Genomic DNA, 20,324 nt, shown 5'->3' with positions numbered 1-20,324 from the left:
GCCGTTCTTTGTGAACGGGTGCGATGTTCCTCGCAGAATGGTTGTCTGACTGCTCATCGATGGTATGATTTTGCGCGTTTTATGAATCACGGAAAATTGTATGCCTAAAATCAGCCGGTCTGCGCTGGTCCCATTCAGTGCCGAGCAGATGTATAAATTAGTGAATGATGTTTCCTCTTATCCAGCTTTTTTGCCAGGGTGTACCGGTAGCCGGGTGCTGTCTTCCTCCGAAAATGAAATGACCGCCGCGGTTGATGTATCCAAAGCCGGTATTAGCAAGACATTCACTACCCGCAATACGCTCATTGATAACCAATGCATTTTAATGCAACTGGTGGATGGTCCGTTCCGTCAACTGCGCGGGGACTGGCGTTTTACGCCGTTGAGCGATGATGCCTGCAAGGTGGAACTGAATCTGGATTTTGAGTTCAAGAATGCACTGATTGAACTGGCATTCGGTAAAATTTTCAAAGAGTTGGCCAACAACATGGTGCAGGCATTCACCCAACGCGCCAAAGAGGTCTACTGTGGCTGATATTCATGTTGAAGTGGTTTACGCATTGCCGGAACGGCAGTATTTACGACCGCTAACGTTGGAAGCCGGGAGCACGGCCGAGCAGGCCATTCAGGCATCCGGCTTGCTGGCGTTGCGACCGGATATTGATCTGGGCGTCAATAAAATCGGTATTTTTAGTCGACCGGCGAAATTGAGCGATGTACTCAATGATGGCGACCGGGTGGAGATTTATCGGCCGTTGCTGGCGGATCCTAAAGAGTTGCGGCGTCAGCGAGCGGAGCGTTCAAAAAATAAGGCACGGTGACGTGCCTTATTTTTGTGCCGATCATTTGGGAATAACAGTGGCGAGCTTATTCACTTACTGCGCTTGCAACGTGGGTTTGTTATCCACATTAGCCAGTACACCTTGACTGTTGAAAGTCAGTGTCAGCGTTTGTTGCTTCACGGCTTGATGGCCCGGTTGCTGACGGAAGACGTAATACCAGGTATCTGATCCAAACGGATCCTGCAGCATGGGGGTGCCCAGCGTGTAGATGACTTGCTGTTTGGTCATTCCGTTATGAATTTTGGCAACGTCAACGGAGGAAAGGTAATTCCCCTGGTTGATGTCAGGCCGATAGACGACTCGCTCCAGTGTGGAACAACCGGCAGTCAACATAACAACAACCACCGCAGCGACGACAGTCAGCGTTTTACAGCGCATAGTGATTACATTCCTTAAGGGCATAGGTTGCAGATGATAATAGACCTTGCCTGACTTGAAAACCTGCAAGACGTCTGTAAGACCGCGGGAATTCGAAAAAGTTGACCTCTACTAAGCTGCGAGCAATTCTCTGGCGTTTGCCAGGGTGTTTTTGGTAACGGCTGAGCCGCCAAGCAGACGCGCCAGTTCTTGTAGTCGTTCACGTTTAGCTAATGGCTGCATCAGGGTTTCCGTGGCGGCGCCATCGGTGTGTTTGCTGACAAAGTAGTGGTGGTGACCACATCCGGCCACTTGCGGAAGGTGGGTCACGCACATGACCTGAGTCGATTGCCCAAGCTGGCGCAGCATTTTTCCGACAATCGCCGCCGTCGGGCCGCTGATGCCCACGTCCACTTCGTCAAAAATAAGCGCTGGGGTATCCATCTTGCGGGCGGTGATCACCTGAATGATGAGTGCGATGCGCGACAGCTCACCCCCCGAAGCCACTTTTACCAGTGGCTGGTGAGGTTGACCGGGATTGGTGGTGACACAGAATTCAATGTGATCGGCACCGGTAGCGGTCAGTGAGTCTGGAGAGAAGGTCACCTCAATCGTGAAATGGCCGTGTGGCATCGCCAGTTCATGCATATTGGTGGTGATCAGTTGCGCCAGCTCGATGGCGTGTTGGCTACGCCGAATGTGAAGCTGTTCGGCCACATGCAGCGCTTGTTGATGAAATTCCTGTACTGCACGGCTCAGGGTTTCATGATCGCTTTCTTGCTGCTCCAGCAGTTGTTGTTCCTGTAATAACTGTTGATGAAACGCGGGAAGTTCTTCCGGAGTGACGTGATGTTTACGTGCCAGCGTTAATTGACGCGACAGGCGCTGTTCCAGTTCATACAGTCGGATTGGGTCCAAATCCATACGGTCACAGTAATGACGCAATTCCTCGCCGGCTTCGCTGATGTGAATGCTGGCTTCTTCCAGCATGGAAAACACGCCGGAGAGTTTTTCATCTATGCTGACCAACTCCGATAACTGATGTTTGGCGCTGTGTAACATGCCAAGCACATTCTGGTCTTCGCTTTCGCTGAGAATCTGCAGCGTCTGCTGGCTGAGCGACATCAGTTGACCGCTGTTGGCGAGCCGCTTGTATTCGACGTCGATTTGCTCGTATTCACCCGGCTGGGGGGCGAACTCGTTAAGCTCCTTGAGCTGATACTGCAGCAATTCCCGACGTGCTTCCCGCTCGATGGTCGCTTGCTGGTGTTGCGCCAGCTCACGGCAACTCTGGTGCCATTGCTGCCAAACCTGACGCATGGCGCAAAGCAGTTGAGATTCGTCGGCGTAGGCATCCAGCAGGTGGCGTTGATGTTCCGGTTTGAGCAACAACTGGTGAGCGTGCTGACCGTGGAGTTGAATCAGGTGCTGACCCAGTTCACGCAGTTGCGACAACGGCACCGCCGTCCCATTGATGAATGCACGGGAGCGGCCGTCGGCACTGATGACGCGACGCAACAGGCATTCGTTGTTGTCATCAAGCTGATTGTGCTCCAGCCAGCGCAACGCGGCTGGCGTATCCGCTAGCGAGAAACGAGCGCAGATGTCGGCGCGACCGGCGCCGGGGCGCACCATGCTGGCATCGGAGCGGTTGCCGAGACAAAGACCCAGAGCATCGATAGCAATGGATTTCCCCGCCCCGGTTTCACCGGTAATGACGCTCATCCCTGCCTGAAAATCAATTTCCAGTTCGCGCACTATGGCGAAATTACTGATTGTGAGTTGAGCCAGCATGATAATGTCCTGTGTGTAATAACACCTGTTGTTGCATACAGTATAAACTGGTTTTTTGTACAGTAAAGTAGCCAGCGCGACTTTCAGAATAATTTTTTAGACCAACCGAGCTTGCTGCTTAATGTATTGAAATAGCTATAATTTTCAGGGTGAATAAGATTCAGGTGATACTCGCTGCGCTGAATAAGCACCTCTTCACCTTCTTGAACCGGCAGAGCAATCTGGCTGTCGCAGCTGATTTCCAGGTCCTGGGTGATATGGGAAAATTTCAGCCGGATGGAGCTGCTGCTGTTGATCACCAGCGGTCGTGCCGACAACGTGTGCGGAAACATCGGTACCAGTGCGATCGCATCCAGCGATGGAGTCAGGATCGGGCCGCCGCCGGATAGCGAATAGGCCGTGGAGCCGGTGGGGGTGGAAATAATCAGGCCGTCGGAGCGCTGGGAAAAAGCAAATTTGTCATCAATATAGACTTCAAATTCAATCATGTGCGCCACTTTACCAGGGTGCAGCACCACTTCGTTGATGGCGGTGCTGCTACTGTTGGGATGGTTGGCGCGGCACACTTGAGCTTCCAGCATGAAGCGTTGTTCACGGATGTAGCGCCCGGCCAGCACTTCGCTCAGTTGTTGCTGGGTATGATCCGGGTCGAGATCGGTGAGAAAGCCGAGATTACCGCGGTTGACGCCAATCACGTTGATATTGTATCGCGACAGGACTCGCGCGGCGCCCAGCATGTTGCCGTCGCCGCCGACAACCACCGCCAGGTCCGCCTGTTGGCCGATTTCCGACAGGCTGCCGGTATCGGCTTCGGTCAACTGCAGTTCGCGGGCTACTTGTTGTTCAACCACCACGCGGTAACCCTGGGCGCGTAGCCAGTGATACAACATTTCATGGGTGGTCAATGCATGTGGGTGACGCGGATGACCAACAATGCCAATGCAGTTAAACGGTCTGTTCATTTGGGTGCTTTATCCTCATGAGAACACCGGCCGCTCACGGTTTCCGGACCGAAAATCGGACCAACAATATGTGAGTGGTTCCCTTGAAACCCCGGTTTTGATCCCCATAATAAGCGAACTAGCGAGATGAATGCGAAAAACGCGGAGAATTTCATGAGTAGTAAAGAACAGAAGTCGCCTGACGAGCAAGTCTTGGATCAAAAGGAAACGGAGCAAGGTCAGCAAGCGGATGCCGTGCCGGAGACGACGGATGTCGCTGACCCGCGTGAAGAACGTATCGCCGAATTGGAAGCGCAACTGAACGATCTCCAGCAGCGTGAACGTGAAAACGCATTGCGTGCCCGCGCCGAGATGGAAAACGTCCGTCGCCGTGCCGAACTGGATGTGGAAAAAGCGCATAAATTCGCCCTGGAGAAGTTTGCCGGTGAAATGCTGCCGGTGATTGATAACCTGGAGCGGGCGTTGGAAATGGCGGATAAATCCAACGAAGCGCTTTCGGGTATGATTGAAGGGGTTGAGCTGACGCTGAAGGCGATGCTTTCCGCGGTGAGCAAGTTTGGCATTGAGGTTGTGGCTGAGGTGAATGTGCCGTTTAATCCGGAGATTCACCAGGCGATGACGCTGATCGAATCAGCCGATCATGAACCTAACCATGTGATGATGGTAATGCAAAAAGGCTATACCCTGAACGGCCGCTTGCTGCGTCCTGCAATGGTTGCGGTTTCCAAAGCCAAAGAGTAATGCTTTGGATTACCCCGGGGAGTCGTCTGCGGACGTCTTCCCGGCGGATTCAGCGGATCTTCTTTTCTCTGCTTTTTTCTGCTTTATTTTCGCCTCGTTACGTTCAATAAACAGTTATGCCTGCCGTGTAAGCCTTCTTTTCCCTGCGTCATCCTGTAAAGCGGTGAGTGAGTCCGTTATTTATTGTTCGTTTTTATGTTTATATTTTGTTAATCTTTATGTGTTGAAACATGTGTCGCTTGTCAAGCAGATGCATCATTATCATTACCTATCAGAGCAATCATTTCTTTCACTCCAAATGCACTTGATAATCATTATCAACTTTGCGAGAGTAATAAAACAATAGCGTTAGAAGGGTTACTCATATGCCGGGGAGTCGTGTAGTGGAGTCAGTCAGCCGAACATCAAGAAAGCTCAAGCTTTCGCTGATGGGGCCGGCCTTTATCGCGGCGATCGGTTATATCGATCCCGGTAATTTCGCCACCAATATTCAGTCGGGCGCATCCTATGGCTACCAACTACTGTGGGTGGTGGTGTGGGCTAACCTGATGGCCATGTTGATCCAGTTACTTTCCGCCAAACTGGGGATTGCGACGGGTAAAAACCTGGCAGAGCATATTCGCGACCGCTTTCCCAAACCCGTGGTCTGGGCTTATTGGGTACAGGCTGAAATCATCGCCATGGCGACGGACCTGGCGGAGTTCATCGGTGCGGCGATCGGCTTTAAATTATTGCTGGGGGTATCGCTGCTGGAAGGGGCGATCCTCACCGGTATCGCTACATTCCTGATACTCATGTTGCAGCAACGTGGGCAAAAACCGCTGGAAATGGTGATTGGCGGTTTGTTGTTGTTCGTGGCGGCGGCGTACATCGTCGAATTGATATTTTCGCGGCCTGAACTGGTTTCGCTCGCCAAAGGCATGGCGATGCCCAGTTTGCCGAATTCCGATGCCGTATTACTGGCGGCCGGCGTTTTGGGCGCCACCATCATGCCGCATGTGATTTATCTGCATTCTTCGCTGACGCAGCAGCAGAGCCACATAACCCGTGCCGAGCGCTATTCCGCCACCAAGGTGGATGTGGCGGTGGCGATGACTATTGCCGGGTTTGTCAACCTGGCGATGATGGCGACGGCAGCGGCGGCATTTCACTTTAGCGGCAACACTTCAGTCGCCGAACTGGATGAGGCGTATCTGACGCTGAAACCACTGCTGGGGCAGGCTGCGGCGACCATTTTTGGCCTGAGCCTGGTCGTTGCAGGGCTGTCTTCCACGGTGGTGGGGACGTTAGCCGGGCAGGTGGTGATGCAAGGGTTTGTACGTTTCCATATTCCGCTGTGGGTTCGCCGAGTAGTGACCATGCTGCCGTCGTTTATCGTGATTTTGTCCGGCATGAATCCTACCCGCGTGCTGGTGTTAAGCCAGGTGCTGTTAAGCTTCGGTATCGCGCTGGCGCTGATCCCGCTACTGGTTTTTACCGGTAATCGTGAGTTGATGGGAAATCTGGTGAATAGTCGCCGGGTGCAGAATACGGGTAAGATCATTGTTTGTCTGGTGATTGCGCTCAATTTGTATCTGGTGCTGGATACGCTGTTGGGATAAGTGCCGCCTGCTTTTCGTTGCGCCTCCGCTGGTCGGGGGCGTTTGTTTTTTATGGCTTCAACTGGCCGCCTTCATCGTTTGATCACGTGCAATTCGACGGTGCCCGGCCTATTATCTGAAGCTGATTTTTGATACAGAGATGCAATTATGTCGGCGCCGATTACTATCGTTGAGAAAAAGCTGTTATCCGATCACTGGTTTGTCTTGCATAAATACGTGTTCGATTTGAAGCGGAAGAATGGCGGCACCGTGCGTCAGATGCGGGAAGTGTATGATCGTGGCAACGGTGCGACCATCTTGCTGTACAACCGGGTAAAAGGCACGGTGGTTCTGACGCGTCAGTTCCGGATGCCGACGTATCTGAACGGTAATGAAAGCGGGATGTTGCTGGAGGCTTGTGCCGGTCTGCTGGACGATCAGTCGCCGGAACAGTGTATCCGTAATGAGGCGATTGAAGAAACCGGCTACCGGGTCGGCCAGGTGGAGAAGTTGTTCGAAGCCTATATGTCGCCGGGCGGCGTGACCGAGCTGCTGCATTTCTTTGCGGCGGAATATGACGATGCGCAAAAACGGACTTCCGGCGGTGGTGTGGAAGACGAAGATATCGAAGTGTTGGAATTGCCGTTTAGTGAAGCGATGGCGATGGTCAAAGATGGCCGTATCAAAGATGGTAAAACCATCATGTTGTTGCAATATGCACAGATTAACGGCTGGTTTGCCGATGCACGCTAACCGCGTGATAAAACCGTAGATGACAGGGGCCGACAGGCCCCTTTTTGCTGACGGCGAAACCGTGGTTGTGGTTATAGACGCCGGCTTCCGCGCAGTCGAGCCTGTGCAAATAGAAACAGTAACGTTAGATTGCGGTTTATCCCTTCCTTTTTCCTGCTCTTCAATGCTGTCATGCAGGCTAAGCATAGCTAATCCGTCATAAATCTGCCGTTAAGGCGGGATAAATAGAAACAGTTGTGCTTATTTCCCGGCATTTTTCTCTGCGTGCCGCTTTATGTTGTTTCCGGTGTTTTCGCCGGAAAGCGGGTGTTGCGGTGAGTGATTTTCAATCTCATTAATTAACTATATTAAGCGGTATTCCGTTGCGGATTTTGTAATGCTTCATGGTTTCGCAAATCACAGACACGATAAACTGGGTGGCCCGCTACCCTACTAACAAAGCAATAAGACAAGGTAATTAGCTATGGATGAACAACTGAAACAAAGCGCACTGGACTTCCATCAATATCCGGTGCCGGGAAAAATCCAAGTCTCCCCGACCAAGCCTCTGGCCACGCAGCGCGATCTGGCGCTGGCTTATTCTCCAGGCGTTGCCGCGCCTTGTCTGGAAATTGCTGAAGATCCGCTGGCCGCTTACAAATATACCGCGCGCGGTAATCTGGTGGCCGTCATTTCCAACGGTACTGCGGTGCTGGGGCTGGGTAACATCGGCGCACTGGCCGGTAAACCGGTAATGGAAGGCAAAGGGGTACTGTTCAAGAAGTTTTCCGGCGTCGATGTGTTTGATATCGAAGTGGATGAACAGGATCCGGACAAACTGATCGACGTAATCGCGGCGCTGGAACCGACTTTCGGCGGCATTAATCTGGAAGATATCAAAGCGCCGGAGTGCTTCTATATTGAGCAGAAGCTGCGTGAACGCATGAAGATTCCGGTCTTCCACGACGACCAGCACGGCACCGCCATCATTTGTACCGCCGCGGTGCTGAACGGTCTGCGCGTGGTGGAAAAACAGATTTCCGACGTCCGGCTGGTAGTGTCGGGCGCGGGTGCCGCATCCATTGCCTGTCTGAACCTGCTGGTGGCGCTCGGTCTGAAGCATGAAAACATCGTGGTATGCGATTCCCGCGGTGTGATTTACAAAGGCCGTGAAGCCAACATGGCGGAAACCAAGGCGGCGTACGCTATTGATGATAACGGCAGCCGTTCGCTGGCCGATGTCATTCCGAACGCGGACATTTTCCTCGGTTGTTCCGGCCCGGGCGTGCTGACGCAGGATATGGTGAAAACCATGGCGCCGCGCCCGCTGATCATGGCGCTGGCTAACCCGGAGCCGGAAATTCTGCCGCCGCTGGTAAAAGAAGTGCGCCCGGATGCCATCGTCTGTACCGGTCGTTCCGACTACCCGAACCAGGTCAACAACGTACTGTGCTTCCCGTTCATTTTCCGCGGTGCGCTGGATGTCGGGGCGACGACCATCAATGAAGAGATGAAGCTGGCCTGCGTACATGCGATTGCCGATTTGGCGCTGGCGGAGCAGAGTGAAGTGGTGGCGTCCGCCTATGGCGATCAGGATCTCTCCTTTGGGCCGGAGTACCTGATTCCGAAACCGTTTGATCCGCGTTTGATCATCAAGATCGCGCCGGCGGTAGCGAAAGCGGCGATGGAGTCCGGCGTGGCGACCCGCCCGATTGAAAACTTCGACGATTACATCGAGAAGCTGACGCAGTTCGTCTACAAAACCAACCTGTTCATGAAGCCGGTCTTCTCTCAGGCGCGCACCCAGCCGAAACGTGTGGTGTTGGCGGAAGGGGAAGATCCGCGCGTGCTGCACGCAACGCAGGAACTGGTTTCGCTGGGGCTGGCGTTCCCGGTGCTGATCGGTCGTCCTGGGGTGATCGAAAAACGCATTCAGAAGCTGGGCTTGCAGATAGCCATCGGCAAGGATTTCGAGGTGGTCAATAACGAATCCGATCCGCGCTTCAAAGCCTACTGGACCGAATACTTCGAGATGATGAAACGCCGCGGCGTGTCGCAGGAACAGGCGCAGCGCGACATGCGTGCCAACCCGACGCTGATTGGTTCTATCATGGTTCATCGCGGTGAAGCGGATGCGATGATCTGCGGGACGGTCGGTAATTATGAAGAGCACTTCGGTGTGGTGGAGAAAGTGCTCGGCTACCGTGAGGGCGTACATGTCGCGGGGGCGATGAATGCACTGCTGCTGCCGAGCGGCAACACCTTTATCGCTGATACCTACGTCAACCCGGACCCGACGCCGGAACAACTGGCGGAAATTACCCTGATGGCAGCCAGCACCGTGCGCCGTTTTGGTATTGAGCCTAAAGTGGCGTTGCTGTCGCATTCCAGCTTCGGCACCTCCGATTCGCCGACAGCGAAGAAAATGCGCGCCACGCTGGAGCTGGTTAACCAGATGGCTCCGGAGCTACAGATTGACGGCGAGATGCACGGCGATGCCGCGCTGGTGGAAGCCATTCGTCGTGAGCAGATGCCGAACAGCCCGCTGAAAGGGGCGGCTAACATCCTGATCATGCCGAACATGGAAGCCGCGCGTATCAGCTATAACCTGCTGCGCGTTTCGTCTTCCGAGGGGGTGACCGTCGGGCCGGTGCTGATGGGCGTGGCGAAACCGGTACACATTCTGACGCCGATCGCCTCCGTGCGCCGTATCGTCAACATGGTGGCGCTGGCCGTGGTGGAAGCACAGACAGCACCGCTGTAATGGCGTTGATTGTCGGCAAAATTGCGGGCAAAAAAACCAAACCGGCAGATTATTCTGCCGGTTTTTTTACGCCTGTTGCTGGCGTAACCACTTTTCCAGCTCGTTGGCGAACTGCTGGCGGTCACGCTGGTTTAATGCGGCCGGGCCGCCGGTTTGCACGCCGCTGGCGCGCAGCGTATCCATGAAATCCCGCATGGTCAGCCGCTCACGGATGGTATCCGGGGTGTAGCGTTCACCGCGCGGGTTGAGGGCGATGGCGTGTTTTGCCAGCACTTCTGCGGCGAGCGGAATATCGGCGGTGATCACCAGATCGCCCGGCTGCACACGGCGCACGATTTCGTTATCCGCCACATCAAACCCTGCCGATACCCGCAAGCTGTGGATATATGGCGACGGCGGCGTTCTGAGCGGCTGATTGGCAACCAACGTCAGACGGGTTGCGGTACGGTCGGCGGCACGGTAAAGCACCTCTTTTATGACGTTGGGGCAGGCGTCGGCATCCACCCAGATGGCGGTCATTCGTGCGGCTCCGACGGCGTATTCAGGCCCAGCCAGTCTCGCGGCGGCAGGAAGTCGCGGTAGAGCGCCGCTTCCGGGCTATCGGGTTCCGGCTGGTACTGGTATTCCCAGCGCACCAGCGGCGGCATTGACATCAGAATCGATTCGGTACGCCCGCCGCTTTGCAGGCCGAACAGCGTGCCCCGGTCCCATACCAGATTGAATTCCACATAACGCCCCCGGCGGTAAAGCTGGAACTGGCGTTCCCGTTCGCCCCACGGAATGTCTTTGCGGCGATTGACGATCGGTAAATAGGCATGTTGGAACCCTTCGCCCACCGCACGCATGAAAGCGAAACTGGTGTCGAAATCCGGCGTGTTGAGATCATCGAAGAACAGGCCGCCGATGCCGCGCGCTTCATTGCGATGTTTGAGGAAGAAGTAATCGTCGCACCATTTCTTGTAATCTGGGTAAACGTCATCGCCGAATGGCCGACATAAATCAAATGCGGTTTGATGCCAGTGGACGGCATCCTCTTCAAAACCATAAAACGGCGTGAGATCAAAACCACCACCGAACCACCATACGGCCGGTTCGCCCGGTTTTTCGGCGATGAAGAAGCGAATGTTGGCGTGGCTGGTCGGCACGTATGGATTGAGCGGATGGATAACCAGCGATACGCCCATCGCCTGAAAACTGCGCCCCGCCAGTTCCGGGCGATGAGTACTGGCCGACGGCGGCAGCGAGGCGCCGGAAACGTGAGAAAAATTCACGCCTGCCTGTTCAAACACCCGTCCCTGACGCAGAACACGGCTGCGTCCGCCGCCGCCGGATGCGTGTTGCCAGGCATCTTCGATAAACGTTGCGCTACCGTCGGCCAGTTCCAACTGTCGGCACAGGGTGTCTTGTAGCTTGAGCAGGAAGTGCTTGATCGCGGTGATATCAGGTGAGCTCATAATGTCCCTTATGATGTTGAAAGGCGGTTGGGCTTATTCTGCCCTAGTATATCGGAATTCGGCGGGTCGCCCATCGCCGGAAGATGTCGCGGGCGTGAATCGCCGGTCATTGCGGAAAAGTGTATGACGGAGATATTGCGTCTGCGATGAATCACGGGATAATCAGGGATGACCGATTGACTCTAGATGGCGAGCCGTGATGGAAATCCGCATATTCAGGCAAGATGACTTTGAAGAAGTGATCACCCTTTGGGAACGCTGCGATTTGTTGCGCCCCTGGAATGACCCGGAAATGGATATTGAACGCAAGCTCAACCATGATCCCGACCTGTTTCTGGTGGCGGAGGTGGGCGGTGAAGTCGTCGGCTCGGTGATGGGCGGATATGACGGGCATCGCGGTTCCGCTTACTATCTGGGGGTTCACCCCGACTATCGCGGACGCGGCATCGCCAATGCGTTGATCAGCCGTCTGGAGAAGAAACTGATCGCGCGCGGTTGCCCGAAGATCCACCTGATGGTGCGCCAGAGCAATACCGCCGTTATCAGTATGTATGAAAAGATGAATTACGATATGGTCGATAGTATTACGCTGGGCAAGCGGTTGATTGAAGACCAGGAGTATTAAACCCTGCTGATACGCCGCCGGCTGATGACGGAGCTATCCCGCCTCGGCTCCGTCTGAACCCGGTGTCTTGCTCCGGCTATCGGCCATGTTTTCCTTTCCGTTTCTGTATACGCCTCGTTGCGACCTTTCCCAACAGTCATTTTTCCACCTGTCCAAAAGATCAGGTTTGAATGACGCCATGTAAATATTCGTTGATAATGGATATCGTTTGTAAAATAATTCTCATTATCCGGAAAAGGATGTTTCCGCTTGTTTGGGTGGGTTGGGGATTACGGCGGCTTTACCGTGGTTCCGTCCATGATTTGATACTTATTTTTATAAATAAAACATGGTATTAATTTGAAAGTTACGCATTCTTTCCTGTTGTCCGTCGTGGTGCATCTGTCGGTAATCTGGGCCTTATTGTGGGGGTTCTCACCTCGTGAGCAGATGCTGCTGCAGGCCGGACGCGCCGGGGAAAGTACGACGGGTATGCATGTCACGTCGTTTTCCACCCATTCTGTGCGGCTGTTTTCCGCACACACTGAAACACCTTCTGTTGTTGAACCTGTTACGGCTCCCAGAGAGACGCCTGTTGCTGTGGCGCCGACGGCGATGCCCGCGCTGCCTGTCAATGAGCGAGCGGTAGTGACGACGGCATCTTCCGATTCAACGGCGAAAACACGCCCGCCAAAACCCGCAGAAAAACCCCGTGAACTAGCGCGTGCGCCAAAAGAGCCCACGCCGGTGCGAACGAACGAAACAGCGGACGTCAGAAAAATATCAGTTACACCGCGCAGTGAAACCCGTGATGCGCCGGCGGCAGACGAGGCTCGCCCGGCGGAGCAGGGAAATAGCGCGATGGCGTCGGCGTCCGCCAGTGCGTCGGCAGGCGGTCAGGCTGCACCGGCGGGTGAAAGCGCGCAAGGGCAGGCTAGCCGTGGCGCGGGAAGTAGCCAGAGTGATGTGCTCAAGGCGTTGCAACGACGAGTGAATTATCCGGTTCGAGCACGCTCGATGGGCGTGGAAGGACAAGTGCGATTGCGCTTTGACGTCACGGCCAGCGGTACGGTGACCAATATTCGGGTACTTGCGGAAAATCCCGACGGCATGTTCAGCAGCGACGTTCTCAAAGACATGGCGCGCTGGCGTTATCAGGCGGGGTCACCTGCCGTCGATCAGACCGTGTCCGTCATTTTTCGGCTGAATGGCCATATTGAACTTCAAAATTGATTGAACTTCAAAATTGATTGTTTTCTTTTCAATATCTCAGGGGTACAGGAAATAACTGCATGAATAAGCATCTCTATTTGATGATGATACTCGGCGTATCATCAACGGCTACGGCTGCCGGGCAGACAGACCAAACAGAAAATACGGCTACCGATAAACCGGCGACGACAGAAAAGAAACACGCCGATGAAGATACCATTCTGGTCCGTTCCACCCCCACCAGCCAGAGTATGGGTACGCAGATTATTAACAGCGAACAGATTCAGCGTCGGCCGACCCGTAACGGCAGCGTGACTGAATTATTGCGCTCCAACCCAAACGTCCGTTTCTCAAATGATCTTGACAGTAGTATGACGCCGGGTGAATTAGCGCCGGAAAATGTGTCTTTTCATGGCGAAAAGTTTTACCAGAATAACTACATGATTGACGGGCTATCCAATAATAATGTGATTAACCCCGGAGCTAATAACGGTCAATTGACTAATACGCCGGACGGTTATTCCCCAACAGACCTGCCCGCCGGCGGTGCGCAATCATTCTGGATTAACTCAGAGTTGATCGAGCAATTACAGGTATTCGACAGCAATATCTCCGCAAAATATGGCGATTTTACCGGCGGCGTGGTTGATGCCAAATTAAAAGACCCTAAATTGGATCGTGCTTCCGGCAAGATTTCTTACCGCACTACCCGCGATAGCTGGGCCCGTTATCATATTGACGACGATATTGAAGGCGATTTTTATTCCGCCAGCCAGCTCGATTATCAGCCGAAATTCCGTAAGAATTTTTATTACGCAACCTTTAATCAGCCATTAAGCGACAAGGCCGGATTTATTTTTGCCTATAACCGTCAGCAGTCGACCATTCCGTTTTACAACAGTGTGATGGATGAATGGGTAAAACAGACCCGTAAAGCGGAAACCTACTTGCTTAAAGGGACTTATCTGGCCGATAACGGCGATATTTTTCGCCTGACCGGGATGTACGCACCGCATGAATCCGGCTATTACAAAAAAGACATTAAAAACGGCGGTTATACCAATACCGGCGGCGGTTATCGCGGCAATATCGAATGGGAACACAACGCAGACTGGGGGAAAGTCAGCAGTCTGGCGGGGTATCAGTTTGAAGAAAACCGTATTGAACACGAATCGGATACTTATCAGACCTGGTATCGCTATAACCTGTCGTCACGGTTTTTGTCCAATGTGGTGGATTGGGGGACGGGTATACCAGGAAGGAATGCCCAAATGTCGGGGATTGGCGGCTACGGCAAGTATGCCACCGAGAAACGGACCTTCACCTTCAAACAGGATTATGAATTAAACCCGTTGGCTTTATGGGGAACCAGCCATCAGTTCGATATGGGCTGGCAGGTGGATTCGTACCACGCCCAATACCGCCGTTTTAGCGATGTCTATACCAGCCGCAACACGCCCACCATCAGCACCAGCGTCGTGTGCCAGACCGGCGATGCCTTCTGTATCAACCGCGAGCAGTATTTCCGTAGCCGCAATCTGTTCCCGGCGCGTCAGGTGGAAGGCAGCTACGTGAATTATGCGATGTATTTGCAGGATAGCGTCAGTTACAAGAATCTGGAGGTGACGCCGGGTGTGCGCCTGCAATATGACGACTACCTGAAAAACCTCAATCTCGCCCCGCGTCTGGCGGCTTCTTACGACGTGTTTGGCGATCGCGCTACCCGTGTTTTCGGCGGCGCCAACCGTTACTACGCCCAGAATATGCTGGCGTACAAACTGCGTTCCGGAATCAACGAGTCGGTGGTGCAGAACCGAACCAACGCCGGCAGCGCCTGGACTAGCAGCGCAACCAGCTATGGCAGTAATGACTACGATATTTCCGACCTGAAAACGCCGTACAGTGACGAGTTGTCGCTGGGGCTGTCGCAGCGGGTGTATGACACCGTCTGGACGCTGAAATGGGTGAACCGTCAGGGTCGCGACCAGTTTGGCCGCGCCAACAGAACCGATGACAGCGGCCAGCGTTATTACTACCTGACCAACGACGCCCGCACCGAAGGCAACACAGTGTCGCTGACGGTAGAGCCCATCAGCCCGTATAAACTGAAATACGCCGATATTCGCTGGGGTCTCAGCGCCAGCATGGCGGATAACAAGACCAGCTCACAGACTTACTACGACCAGAGCAACATGGACGACAACAAGGTGATCTTTAAAGGACGCCTGACCGATCGCCGGGACATGGACGCACTTGACTACAATACGCCGTGGTCGGTCGCGCTGAACATCAACACCTATTTCCCGGCCGTTCGTCTGAACTGGGATCATAACCTCACCTATACCTCGGGCTACAAAGGCTACCGCACCACCAGCGTGACCTGCTCCGGCAGTACCAGCAGCGTCAGCGCCTGTGGCGATTACAGTGGCAGCGCTACGTTGTATACCGAGCGCAAATATCAGGACTACCTCTCCTATGACTGGCGTTTCAACTACTCGCTGCCGACTTACAAAAACCAGTCGCTGGACCTGACGCTGGATGTGATCAACGTGCTCGACAACGTGATCGCCACTTCGCAGGAGTCCACCGGCAATACGGTGACCTACAAGCTGGGTCGTCAGTTCTGGCTGGGCGTGGCTTACAACTGGTAATGGCCTGAAACCGGGAGCGGGCAGGTCTCGCTCCCGGCAATAACGCCATGTTTTCCTGAGATATCCCGTCTGTTTTATGTATCCATGATTGAGTGACTAATGAGAAAAATGACTTCCCGCTGGATAGGCATAATGGGTTTTTGTCTATTCAGTACGCTGGCATCAGCGCAAACCGTCACCAGCCCGTTGCCGGTGATCACTGAAGGGCAACTGGACAACGGTCTGCGTTACACCATTGTGCCGCTATCCGGGCAACAGCAAAGGCTGGACATCCGGCTGCTGGTCGAATCCGGTTCGCTGGATGAGCAGGACGGCGAATCCGGCGTGGCGCATATGGTAGAGCACATGGTGTTTCGCGCCACCCAGGATTATCCCGCCGGATTAGGGCAGACATTGGGTCAACAAGGGTGGGTTCGTGGTCAGCACTACAATGCCATGACCAATTACGAGCGCACGGTGTACATGTTGAGCCCGCCGGCCGGCAAGCCATCGTTGGGGCTGGCACTGAATGTTCTGGCGCAGATTGCCGGGCAGGTGCGTTTCGAACCGGAAGACTGGCAGCGCGAGCGTCAGGTGATTCTGGAGGAGTGGCGCGGCAAGCTCGGGGTGGCGGAGCGTATGAATCAGCAGCGGGTCGCCGCCATCCGGCATGGTTCCCGTTATCCCGAACGCCCGGTCATCGGCACTGAAGACTCGATTCAGAACACGCCGGTGACGGTGCTGCACCGTTTTTATGACCGCTGGTATCACCCCCGCAATATGCGCTTGATGGTGATAGGCGACGTACAGCCCGAACAGGTAAAACAGGCGATTTCGCAGGCGATGGGGAACCTGCCGGATACGCCGATCCCCGCGCGGGAGTCGTATGAGCCAGCGTTGCGCCAGCAGTTGCACGTGGTGCGCCTGCAAGACAGCCAGAGCAGCGTCAGCCAGGTATCGTTTGTGTTTCGCTTTGATGACGCAGCGGCTAAAGCGACGGGAGAGGAAGGCATACGCCGTCGCCTGATTAACCAGATAACGCTGGATGCCCTGAGCAAACAGGTGCAGCGTCAGCCGCTCTCTTCGTCCTCGGCAGTCAGCAGTCTGGTGGTGCGCAAGTCCGATGTCGGCGACACCACGGTAGCGCTGGGGTTGTTTGCTTCGGTGCTGCCGGACGGCCATCAGCAAGGGGTCAATGCCGTGCTGCAGGAAATTGCCCGCTTGCAGCGCTATCCGCTCCATGAGCCGGATATCATCGCCATCAAGGATACGTTGCGCCAATCGGCAGAGAAAATGGCGGCGACGCCGGAACAGCGCGAGTTTTCCGATTGGGTACAACAACTGGTGGTGTCCTGGCAGCAGGACCGTCCTTACATCGGCAAGCAACAGTTGGGGCAGCAAGTGCTGGCCGCACTGAAAACCATCACGACCGATGATATTAACGCTTGCCTGCAGCGCTGGTTGTCGTCGCCGGATCAACTGGTTCAGTTCAGTGTTCCCGGTAGCCTGCCGTTCACGCTGCCGTCAGCGGCGGCGATTGAGCAACAGCGCCAGTTGGCCGCGCAAAGCGAGCTGGCGCCGCTACAGCTGCCGGTGGCGCGGGTCACGCCGGTACTGCCGCCGGCCGAAGGCCGTGGCGAAGTCACCGCTGTGCGTCCGTTCCCGGAACAGAAGGTAGAAGAGTGGCAACTGGCGAACGGTGATCGTCTGGTGTGGCTGCGTACGCCTCAGGCCGGCAAAACGGTATCGCTGACCGTGCTGTCGCCTGCCGGTTTTATGGCGCCGGGGCGCGAGCCGTGGTTGTCTCAGCTTGCCGCCCAGTTGTTCAGCAAAAGCGGGCCGGCAGGCTGGAAAGGCCGCGATTTGAACGAGTGGGAAAAAGCGCGCAAATTGGCCCTCAGTCTGGATTATCAGCCGGATGAGCTGCGCTGGAGCGGCAGCGTCAGTTCGGACAAGTTGGACGCGTTGCTGCATTTGTATCACGTGATGAACCGCTCGGCGGGGATCGACGAAGGCGATCTGCGTGAGAGCCTGGCGGAACTGAAACGTCAGCAGGTCACTCGCGAGCAGAGCATTAGCGCGCAGCGGGAGCGGGAGAGCGCCGAATTGCAGTTTGGCAAAACCGGTATGCCTTTCCCGACCCCGGAGCAACTGGATGGCGTGACCAGAGAACAGCTGACGCAACAGTGGCGGCAGACGGTGGCGGCACCGGTAACCTATTACCTGCTGGCGGACTTACCGGCAGAACAATTGCGGCCGCTGGTGGAGCGCTATCTGGCTTCGCTGCCTCGTCAGGCCGGCGGGGAAAGCCCCCAGCATCTGGCGCTGGAAGGGAAACGCGAGCGTATTTCCGCCATCAATCTGGAACCGAGGGCGGATGTCTATCTGTGGAGTTTCTCGCCGCAAACATGGACGCCGCAACAGGCGGTGCAGGTGAATATCGCTTCCCGGCTGGCGGCGCGTTATCTCAAGGCCAGCCTGCGGGATGATGCGCAGGGAATTTATAACCTGAAGATGGAAAGCCGCCTGAATGATAAGAGCCGGCGTATCGAAACCGTGCTGCGTTTTACCACCTCGCCGCAACGTGTGCAGGAGTTGAGACGCAATGCCCAGCAGGTGCTGGAAACGCTGGCGACGCGCATCACGCCGCAGGATGTCGAACAGGAGCGTAAGCAGTTTATTCACAGCGAACGTGCCCGTCAGCAGGACAGCACCACCCTGATGTCGCGGTTGATACTGAGTTACCGCAATTATCACGATCCCCGCTATCTGACCCAACTGGACAGCCTGGCGCCGGCGATCACCTTTGATGCGGTGCGTGATGCGGCGTCGCGGTTGTGGCATCCGCAAAATCAGGTGTTGTACATCACATTGCCGAACATCACATTGCCGCAGGAGAAAAAATCGTGAGAACGTTCTTGCAGGCGTTTGCTCTGTTATGCCGTCCATTCTGGCTTGACCGGCGTTACTGGCAATGCTGGTTGTTGCTGGCGGCAATCGTGGCGATGGGCGGCGGCATTGTGTACCTCAACGTCCGCATCAATGACTGGAGCAAAACCTTTTATGATGCGCTGGGAGCATTCGATAGCGGCTTGCTTTACCGCCTGATCAAAGAGTATTGCCTCTATATTCTGATTTATATCGGCATCTTCGTGTATCAGGAGTGGCTGACCAAATTGTTGATTATTCGCTGGCGTGAGCAGATGACGGCGGCGTTTATCGACAGTTGGCTGGCGAAACGCGCCTTTTATCGCCTGTCGTTAAGCGGCCGGGTGGATAACCCGGATCAGCGTATCGCGCAGGATGTCGACCTGTTCGTCACCCAAACGGTGCGGCTGTCGGTGTCGTTTATCATCACCTTCGCTCAGTTGTGCTCGTTCCTGTTAATCCTGTGGGATTTGTCCGGTGTGCAGCAGTTTACGCTGTGGGGGCACAGCATTACCGTCAGCGGCTATCTGGTATGGGTCGCCGTGCTCTACACCCTGCTGGGAAGTTTGATTACTCAGTGGATCGGCAAACGGTTACACGGCATCAATTACCATAAACAGCAGGCGGAAGCGGATTTCCGCGCCTCGCTGCTGCGTAAGCACGATAGTGCGGAGCAGATTGCGCTGTACGGCGGCGAGCGGCAGGAGAAACGCCAGCTCGGCGGTTATTTCTCTTCGATTGTCAGCAACTGGCGCTCATTGATGAACGCCGAGCGTAATCTGGGTCTGTTCACCGTCGGTTATACCCGCGTCAGCCTGATTGTGCCGGTGTTTGCCGCGTTGCCGGCGTTTCTCAGCAAGACGGTCACGCTGGGCGGATTAATGCAGATTCGCAGCGCGTTCGGCCAGGTACATAGCGCATTGAGCTGGTTTATTCGGGTGTACTACTCGTTGGTGGAGCTGTCTGCCAGTATGACGCGTTTGGATCAGTTCCGGCGGGAAATCGAGGCGCATCAGGATACGGCGATGCCGCAGGTGAGAGGAGAACGGCTACATGTCGAGCGGCTCAGTTTCTCCACGCCGCAGGGGCAACCGTTGTTGCGTAACGTCACGTTCCAGTGCGATCCCGGCAGTTGGAACCGCCTTTCCGGTCACAGCGGGTTGGGAAAATCGACCCTGTTGCGTACGCTGGCCGGGTTGTGGCCCTATTACGAAGGCGGCTGGCAGGTTGGACGCGGTACGCCGCTGTTGTTGCCGCAGCAGAGCTATCTGGGACAGGGGACGCTGGCGGAGGTGATTTGTTATCCGTGCGCGCCGCTGGATGATGAAGCGGCGTTGCGTCAGGTGTTGGATCAGGTTGGGTTAAGCGACTGGGGCGACCGGTTGCAGCAGCAGATGAACTGGGATCGGGTATTTTCCGGCGGCGAGCGTCAACGGCTGGCGCTGGCGCGGGCGCTGATCAATCGCCCGGACCATCTGTATCTGGATGAAGCCACCAGTCATCTTGATCAGTATGCCGCCCGACACTTGCTGGGCGTTATCCGTCAGGCATTGCCGGATTGCACCGTAATTGCGGTCACTCACCAACAGGAACTGGCCGATTTGTTCCACTATCACATCGATCTGGCGGCGTTTCGCTGATCGTTTACCCACTGGCCGGCGGCGTTTTTATCTGACGAACGTTTTATCCGGGAACGTTTTATTCAGGTGGAAATGGTCCCCGGC

Annotated in this window: 16 protein-coding genes; 11 read left to right on the top strand and 5 right to left on the bottom strand. The window is 55.0% G+C overall.

Going from position 1 to position 20,324, the window contains the following annotated elements:
• Window positions 1–100: 100 nt before the first annotated feature.
• Both FDP13_RS14480 and FDP13_RS14475 read left to right on the top strand, forming a co-directional pair.
• Window positions 101–535, top strand: coding sequence for a type II toxin-antitoxin system RatA family toxin (locus FDP13_RS14480; RefSeq protein ID WP_012770968.1), 435 nt, complete (start codon window positions 101–103; stop codon window positions 533–535).
• The gene (locus FDP13_RS14475; RefSeq protein WP_012770967.1) at window positions 528–821 is read left to right on the top strand and encodes an RnfH family protein; all 294 of its coding nucleotides are present in this window, start codon (window positions 528–530) and stop codon (window positions 819–821) included. The genes FDP13_RS14480 and FDP13_RS14475 overlap by 8 nt, the downstream gene beginning before the upstream one ends.
• A 54-nt stretch (window positions 822–875) precedes the next feature.
• Here the strand turns inward: FDP13_RS14475 and bamE are convergent, their stop codons facing one another.
• The 3 genes from bamE to nadK form a co-directional block, all read right to left on the bottom strand.
• Window positions 876–1,220 (bottom strand): outer membrane protein assembly factor BamE, encoded by a 345-nt coding sequence (bamE, locus tag FDP13_RS14470; RefSeq protein WP_012770966.1) that lies wholly within the window; start codon window positions 1,218–1,220, stop codon window positions 876–878.
• 111 nt (window positions 1,221–1,331) lie between these two features.
• A complete protein-coding gene (gene recN / locus FDP13_RS14465) occupies window positions 1,332–2,993 on the bottom strand; it encodes a DNA repair protein RecN (RefSeq protein WP_012770965.1) in 1,662 nt (553 codons plus the stop codon).
• A gap of 83 nt (window positions 2,994–3,076) precedes the next feature.
• Window positions 3,077–3,955, bottom strand: a complete 879-nt coding sequence (nadK, locus tag FDP13_RS14460) for an NAD(+) kinase (RefSeq protein ID WP_033577678.1) — start codon at window positions 3,953–3,955, stop codon at window positions 3,077–3,079.
• Window positions 3,956–4,108: 153 nt separating this feature from the next.
• Between nadK and grpE the strand changes: the two genes are divergently transcribed.
• The 4 genes from grpE (at window position 4,109) to maeB (ending at window position 9,772) form a co-directional block, all read left to right on the top strand.
• Window positions 4,109–4,696: a nucleotide exchange factor GrpE gene (grpE, locus tag FDP13_RS14455; RefSeq protein ID WP_027713004.1), complete on the top strand. Its 588-nt coding sequence runs from the start codon at window positions 4,109–4,111 to the stop codon at window positions 4,694–4,696.
• Window positions 4,697–5,061: 365 nt separating this feature from the next.
• A complete protein-coding gene (locus FDP13_RS14450) occupies window positions 5,062–6,297 on the top strand; it encodes an Nramp family divalent metal transporter (RefSeq protein WP_143839737.1) in 1,236 nt (411 codons plus the stop codon).
• Between the two features lie 147 nt (window positions 6,298–6,444).
• Entirely contained in the window at window positions 6,445–7,029 is a 585-nt protein-coding gene (gene nudK, locus FDP13_RS14445; RefSeq protein ID WP_012770961.1) for a GDP-mannose pyrophosphatase NudK, read from the top strand.
• Between the two features lie 463 nt (window positions 7,030–7,492).
• A complete protein-coding gene (gene maeB / locus FDP13_RS14440) occupies window positions 7,493–9,772 on the top strand; it encodes an NADP-dependent oxaloacetate-decarboxylating malate dehydrogenase (RefSeq protein ID WP_012770960.1) in 2,280 nt (759 codons plus the stop codon).
• 66 nt (window positions 9,773–9,838) lie between these two features.
• Here maeB and FDP13_RS14435 read toward each other — a convergent pair whose 3' ends face one another.
• Both FDP13_RS14435 and hemF read right to left on the bottom strand, forming a co-directional pair.
• Window positions 9,839–10,291 (bottom strand): YaiI/YqxD family protein, encoded by a 453-nt coding sequence (locus tag FDP13_RS14435; RefSeq protein ID WP_012770959.1) that lies wholly within the window; start codon window positions 10,289–10,291, stop codon window positions 9,839–9,841.
• Entirely contained in the window at window positions 10,288–11,226 is a 939-nt protein-coding gene (gene hemF, locus FDP13_RS14430; protein ID WP_143839736.1) for an oxygen-dependent coproporphyrinogen oxidase, read from the bottom strand. Before hemF ends, FDP13_RS14435 begins: the two co-directional genes overlap by 4 nt.
• Before the next feature lie 199 nt (window positions 11,227–11,425).
• Here hemF and FDP13_RS14425 point away from each other — a divergent pair, with 199 nt between their 5' ends.
• From FDP13_RS14425 to FDP13_RS14405, 5 genes are all read left to right on the top strand, one after another.
• On the top strand, window positions 11,426–11,851 hold the full coding sequence (locus FDP13_RS14425; RefSeq protein WP_012770957.1) for a GNAT family acetyltransferase: 426 nt from the start codon (window positions 11,426–11,428) through the stop codon (window positions 11,849–11,851).
• A gap of 339 nt (window positions 11,852–12,190) precedes the next feature.
• Entirely contained in the window at window positions 12,191–13,063 is an 873-nt protein-coding gene (locus FDP13_RS14420) for a TonB family protein (RefSeq protein WP_033577681.1), read from the top strand.
• A gap of 59 nt (window positions 13,064–13,122) precedes the next feature.
• A complete protein-coding gene (locus FDP13_RS14415; protein WP_033577682.1) occupies window positions 13,123–15,693 on the top strand; it encodes a TonB-dependent siderophore receptor in 2,571 nt (856 codons plus the stop codon).
• A gap of 132 nt (window positions 15,694–15,825) precedes the next feature.
• The gene (locus FDP13_RS14410) at window positions 15,826–18,582 is read left to right on the top strand and encodes a pitrilysin family protein (protein ID WP_143839735.1); all 2,757 of its coding nucleotides are present in this window, start codon (window positions 15,826–15,828) and stop codon (window positions 18,580–18,582) included.
• A complete protein-coding gene (locus FDP13_RS14405) occupies window positions 18,579–20,240 on the top strand; it encodes an ABC transporter ATP-binding protein/permease (RefSeq protein ID WP_143839734.1) in 1,662 nt (553 codons plus the stop codon). Before FDP13_RS14410 ends, FDP13_RS14405 begins: the two co-directional genes overlap by 4 nt.
• Window positions 20,241–20,324 lie beyond the last annotated feature (84 nt).

It is taken from the genome of Dickeya sp. ws52 (genome assembly GCF_007210685.1).
Taxonomy (GTDB): domain Bacteria; phylum Pseudomonadota; class Gammaproteobacteria; order Enterobacterales; family Enterobacteriaceae; genus Dickeya; species Dickeya chrysanthemi.
This window is presented reverse-complemented; position numbering and strand designations above follow the sequence as displayed.

What these genes read in the sequence shown, in the direction of transcription:
- FDP13_RS14450 (WP_143839737.1), top strand. Translation starts at nt 5,062, where the DNA reads ATGCCGGGGAGTCGTGTAGTGGAGTCAGTCAGCCGAACATCAAGAAAG.
- FDP13_RS14425 (WP_012770957.1), top strand. Translation starts at nt 11,426, where the DNA reads ATGGAAATCCGCATATTCAGGCAAGATGACTTTGAAGAAGTGATCACC.
- hemF (WP_143839736.1), bottom strand. Translation starts at nt 11,226, where the DNA reads ATGAGCTCACCTGATATCACCGCGATCAAGCACTTCCTGCTCAAGCTA.
- FDP13_RS14435 (WP_012770959.1), bottom strand. Translation starts at nt 10,291, where the DNA reads ATGACCGCCATCTGGGTGGATGCCGACGCCTGCCCCAACGTCATAAAA.
- bamE (WP_012770966.1), bottom strand. Translation starts at nt 1,220, where the DNA reads ATGCGCTGTAAAACGCTGACTGTCGTCGCTGCGGTGGTTGTTGTTATG.
- FDP13_RS14480 (WP_012770968.1), top strand. Translation starts at nt 101, where the DNA reads ATGCCTAAAATCAGCCGGTCTGCGCTGGTCCCATTCAGTGCCGAGCAG.
- grpE (WP_027713004.1), top strand. Translation starts at nt 4,109, where the DNA reads ATGAGTAGTAAAGAACAGAAGTCGCCTGACGAGCAAGTCTTGGATCAA.
- nadK (WP_033577678.1), bottom strand. Translation starts at nt 3,955, where the DNA reads ATGAACAGACCGTTTAACTGCATTGGCATTGTTGGTCATCCGCGTCAC.
- nudK (WP_012770961.1), top strand. Translation starts at nt 6,445, where the DNA reads ATGTCGGCGCCGATTACTATCGTTGAGAAAAAGCTGTTATCCGATCAC.
- recN (WP_012770965.1), bottom strand. Translation starts at nt 2,993, where the DNA reads ATGCTGGCTCAACTCACAATCAGTAATTTCGCCATAGTGCGCGAACTG.
- FDP13_RS14415 (WP_033577682.1), top strand. Translation starts at nt 13,123, where the DNA reads ATGAATAAGCATCTCTATTTGATGATGATACTCGGCGTATCATCAACG.
- FDP13_RS14410 (WP_143839735.1), top strand. Translation starts at nt 15,826, where the DNA reads ATGGGTTTTTGTCTATTCAGTACGCTGGCATCAGCGCAAACCGTCACC.
- maeB (WP_012770960.1), top strand. Translation starts at nt 7,493, where the DNA reads ATGGATGAACAACTGAAACAAAGCGCACTGGACTTCCATCAATATCCG.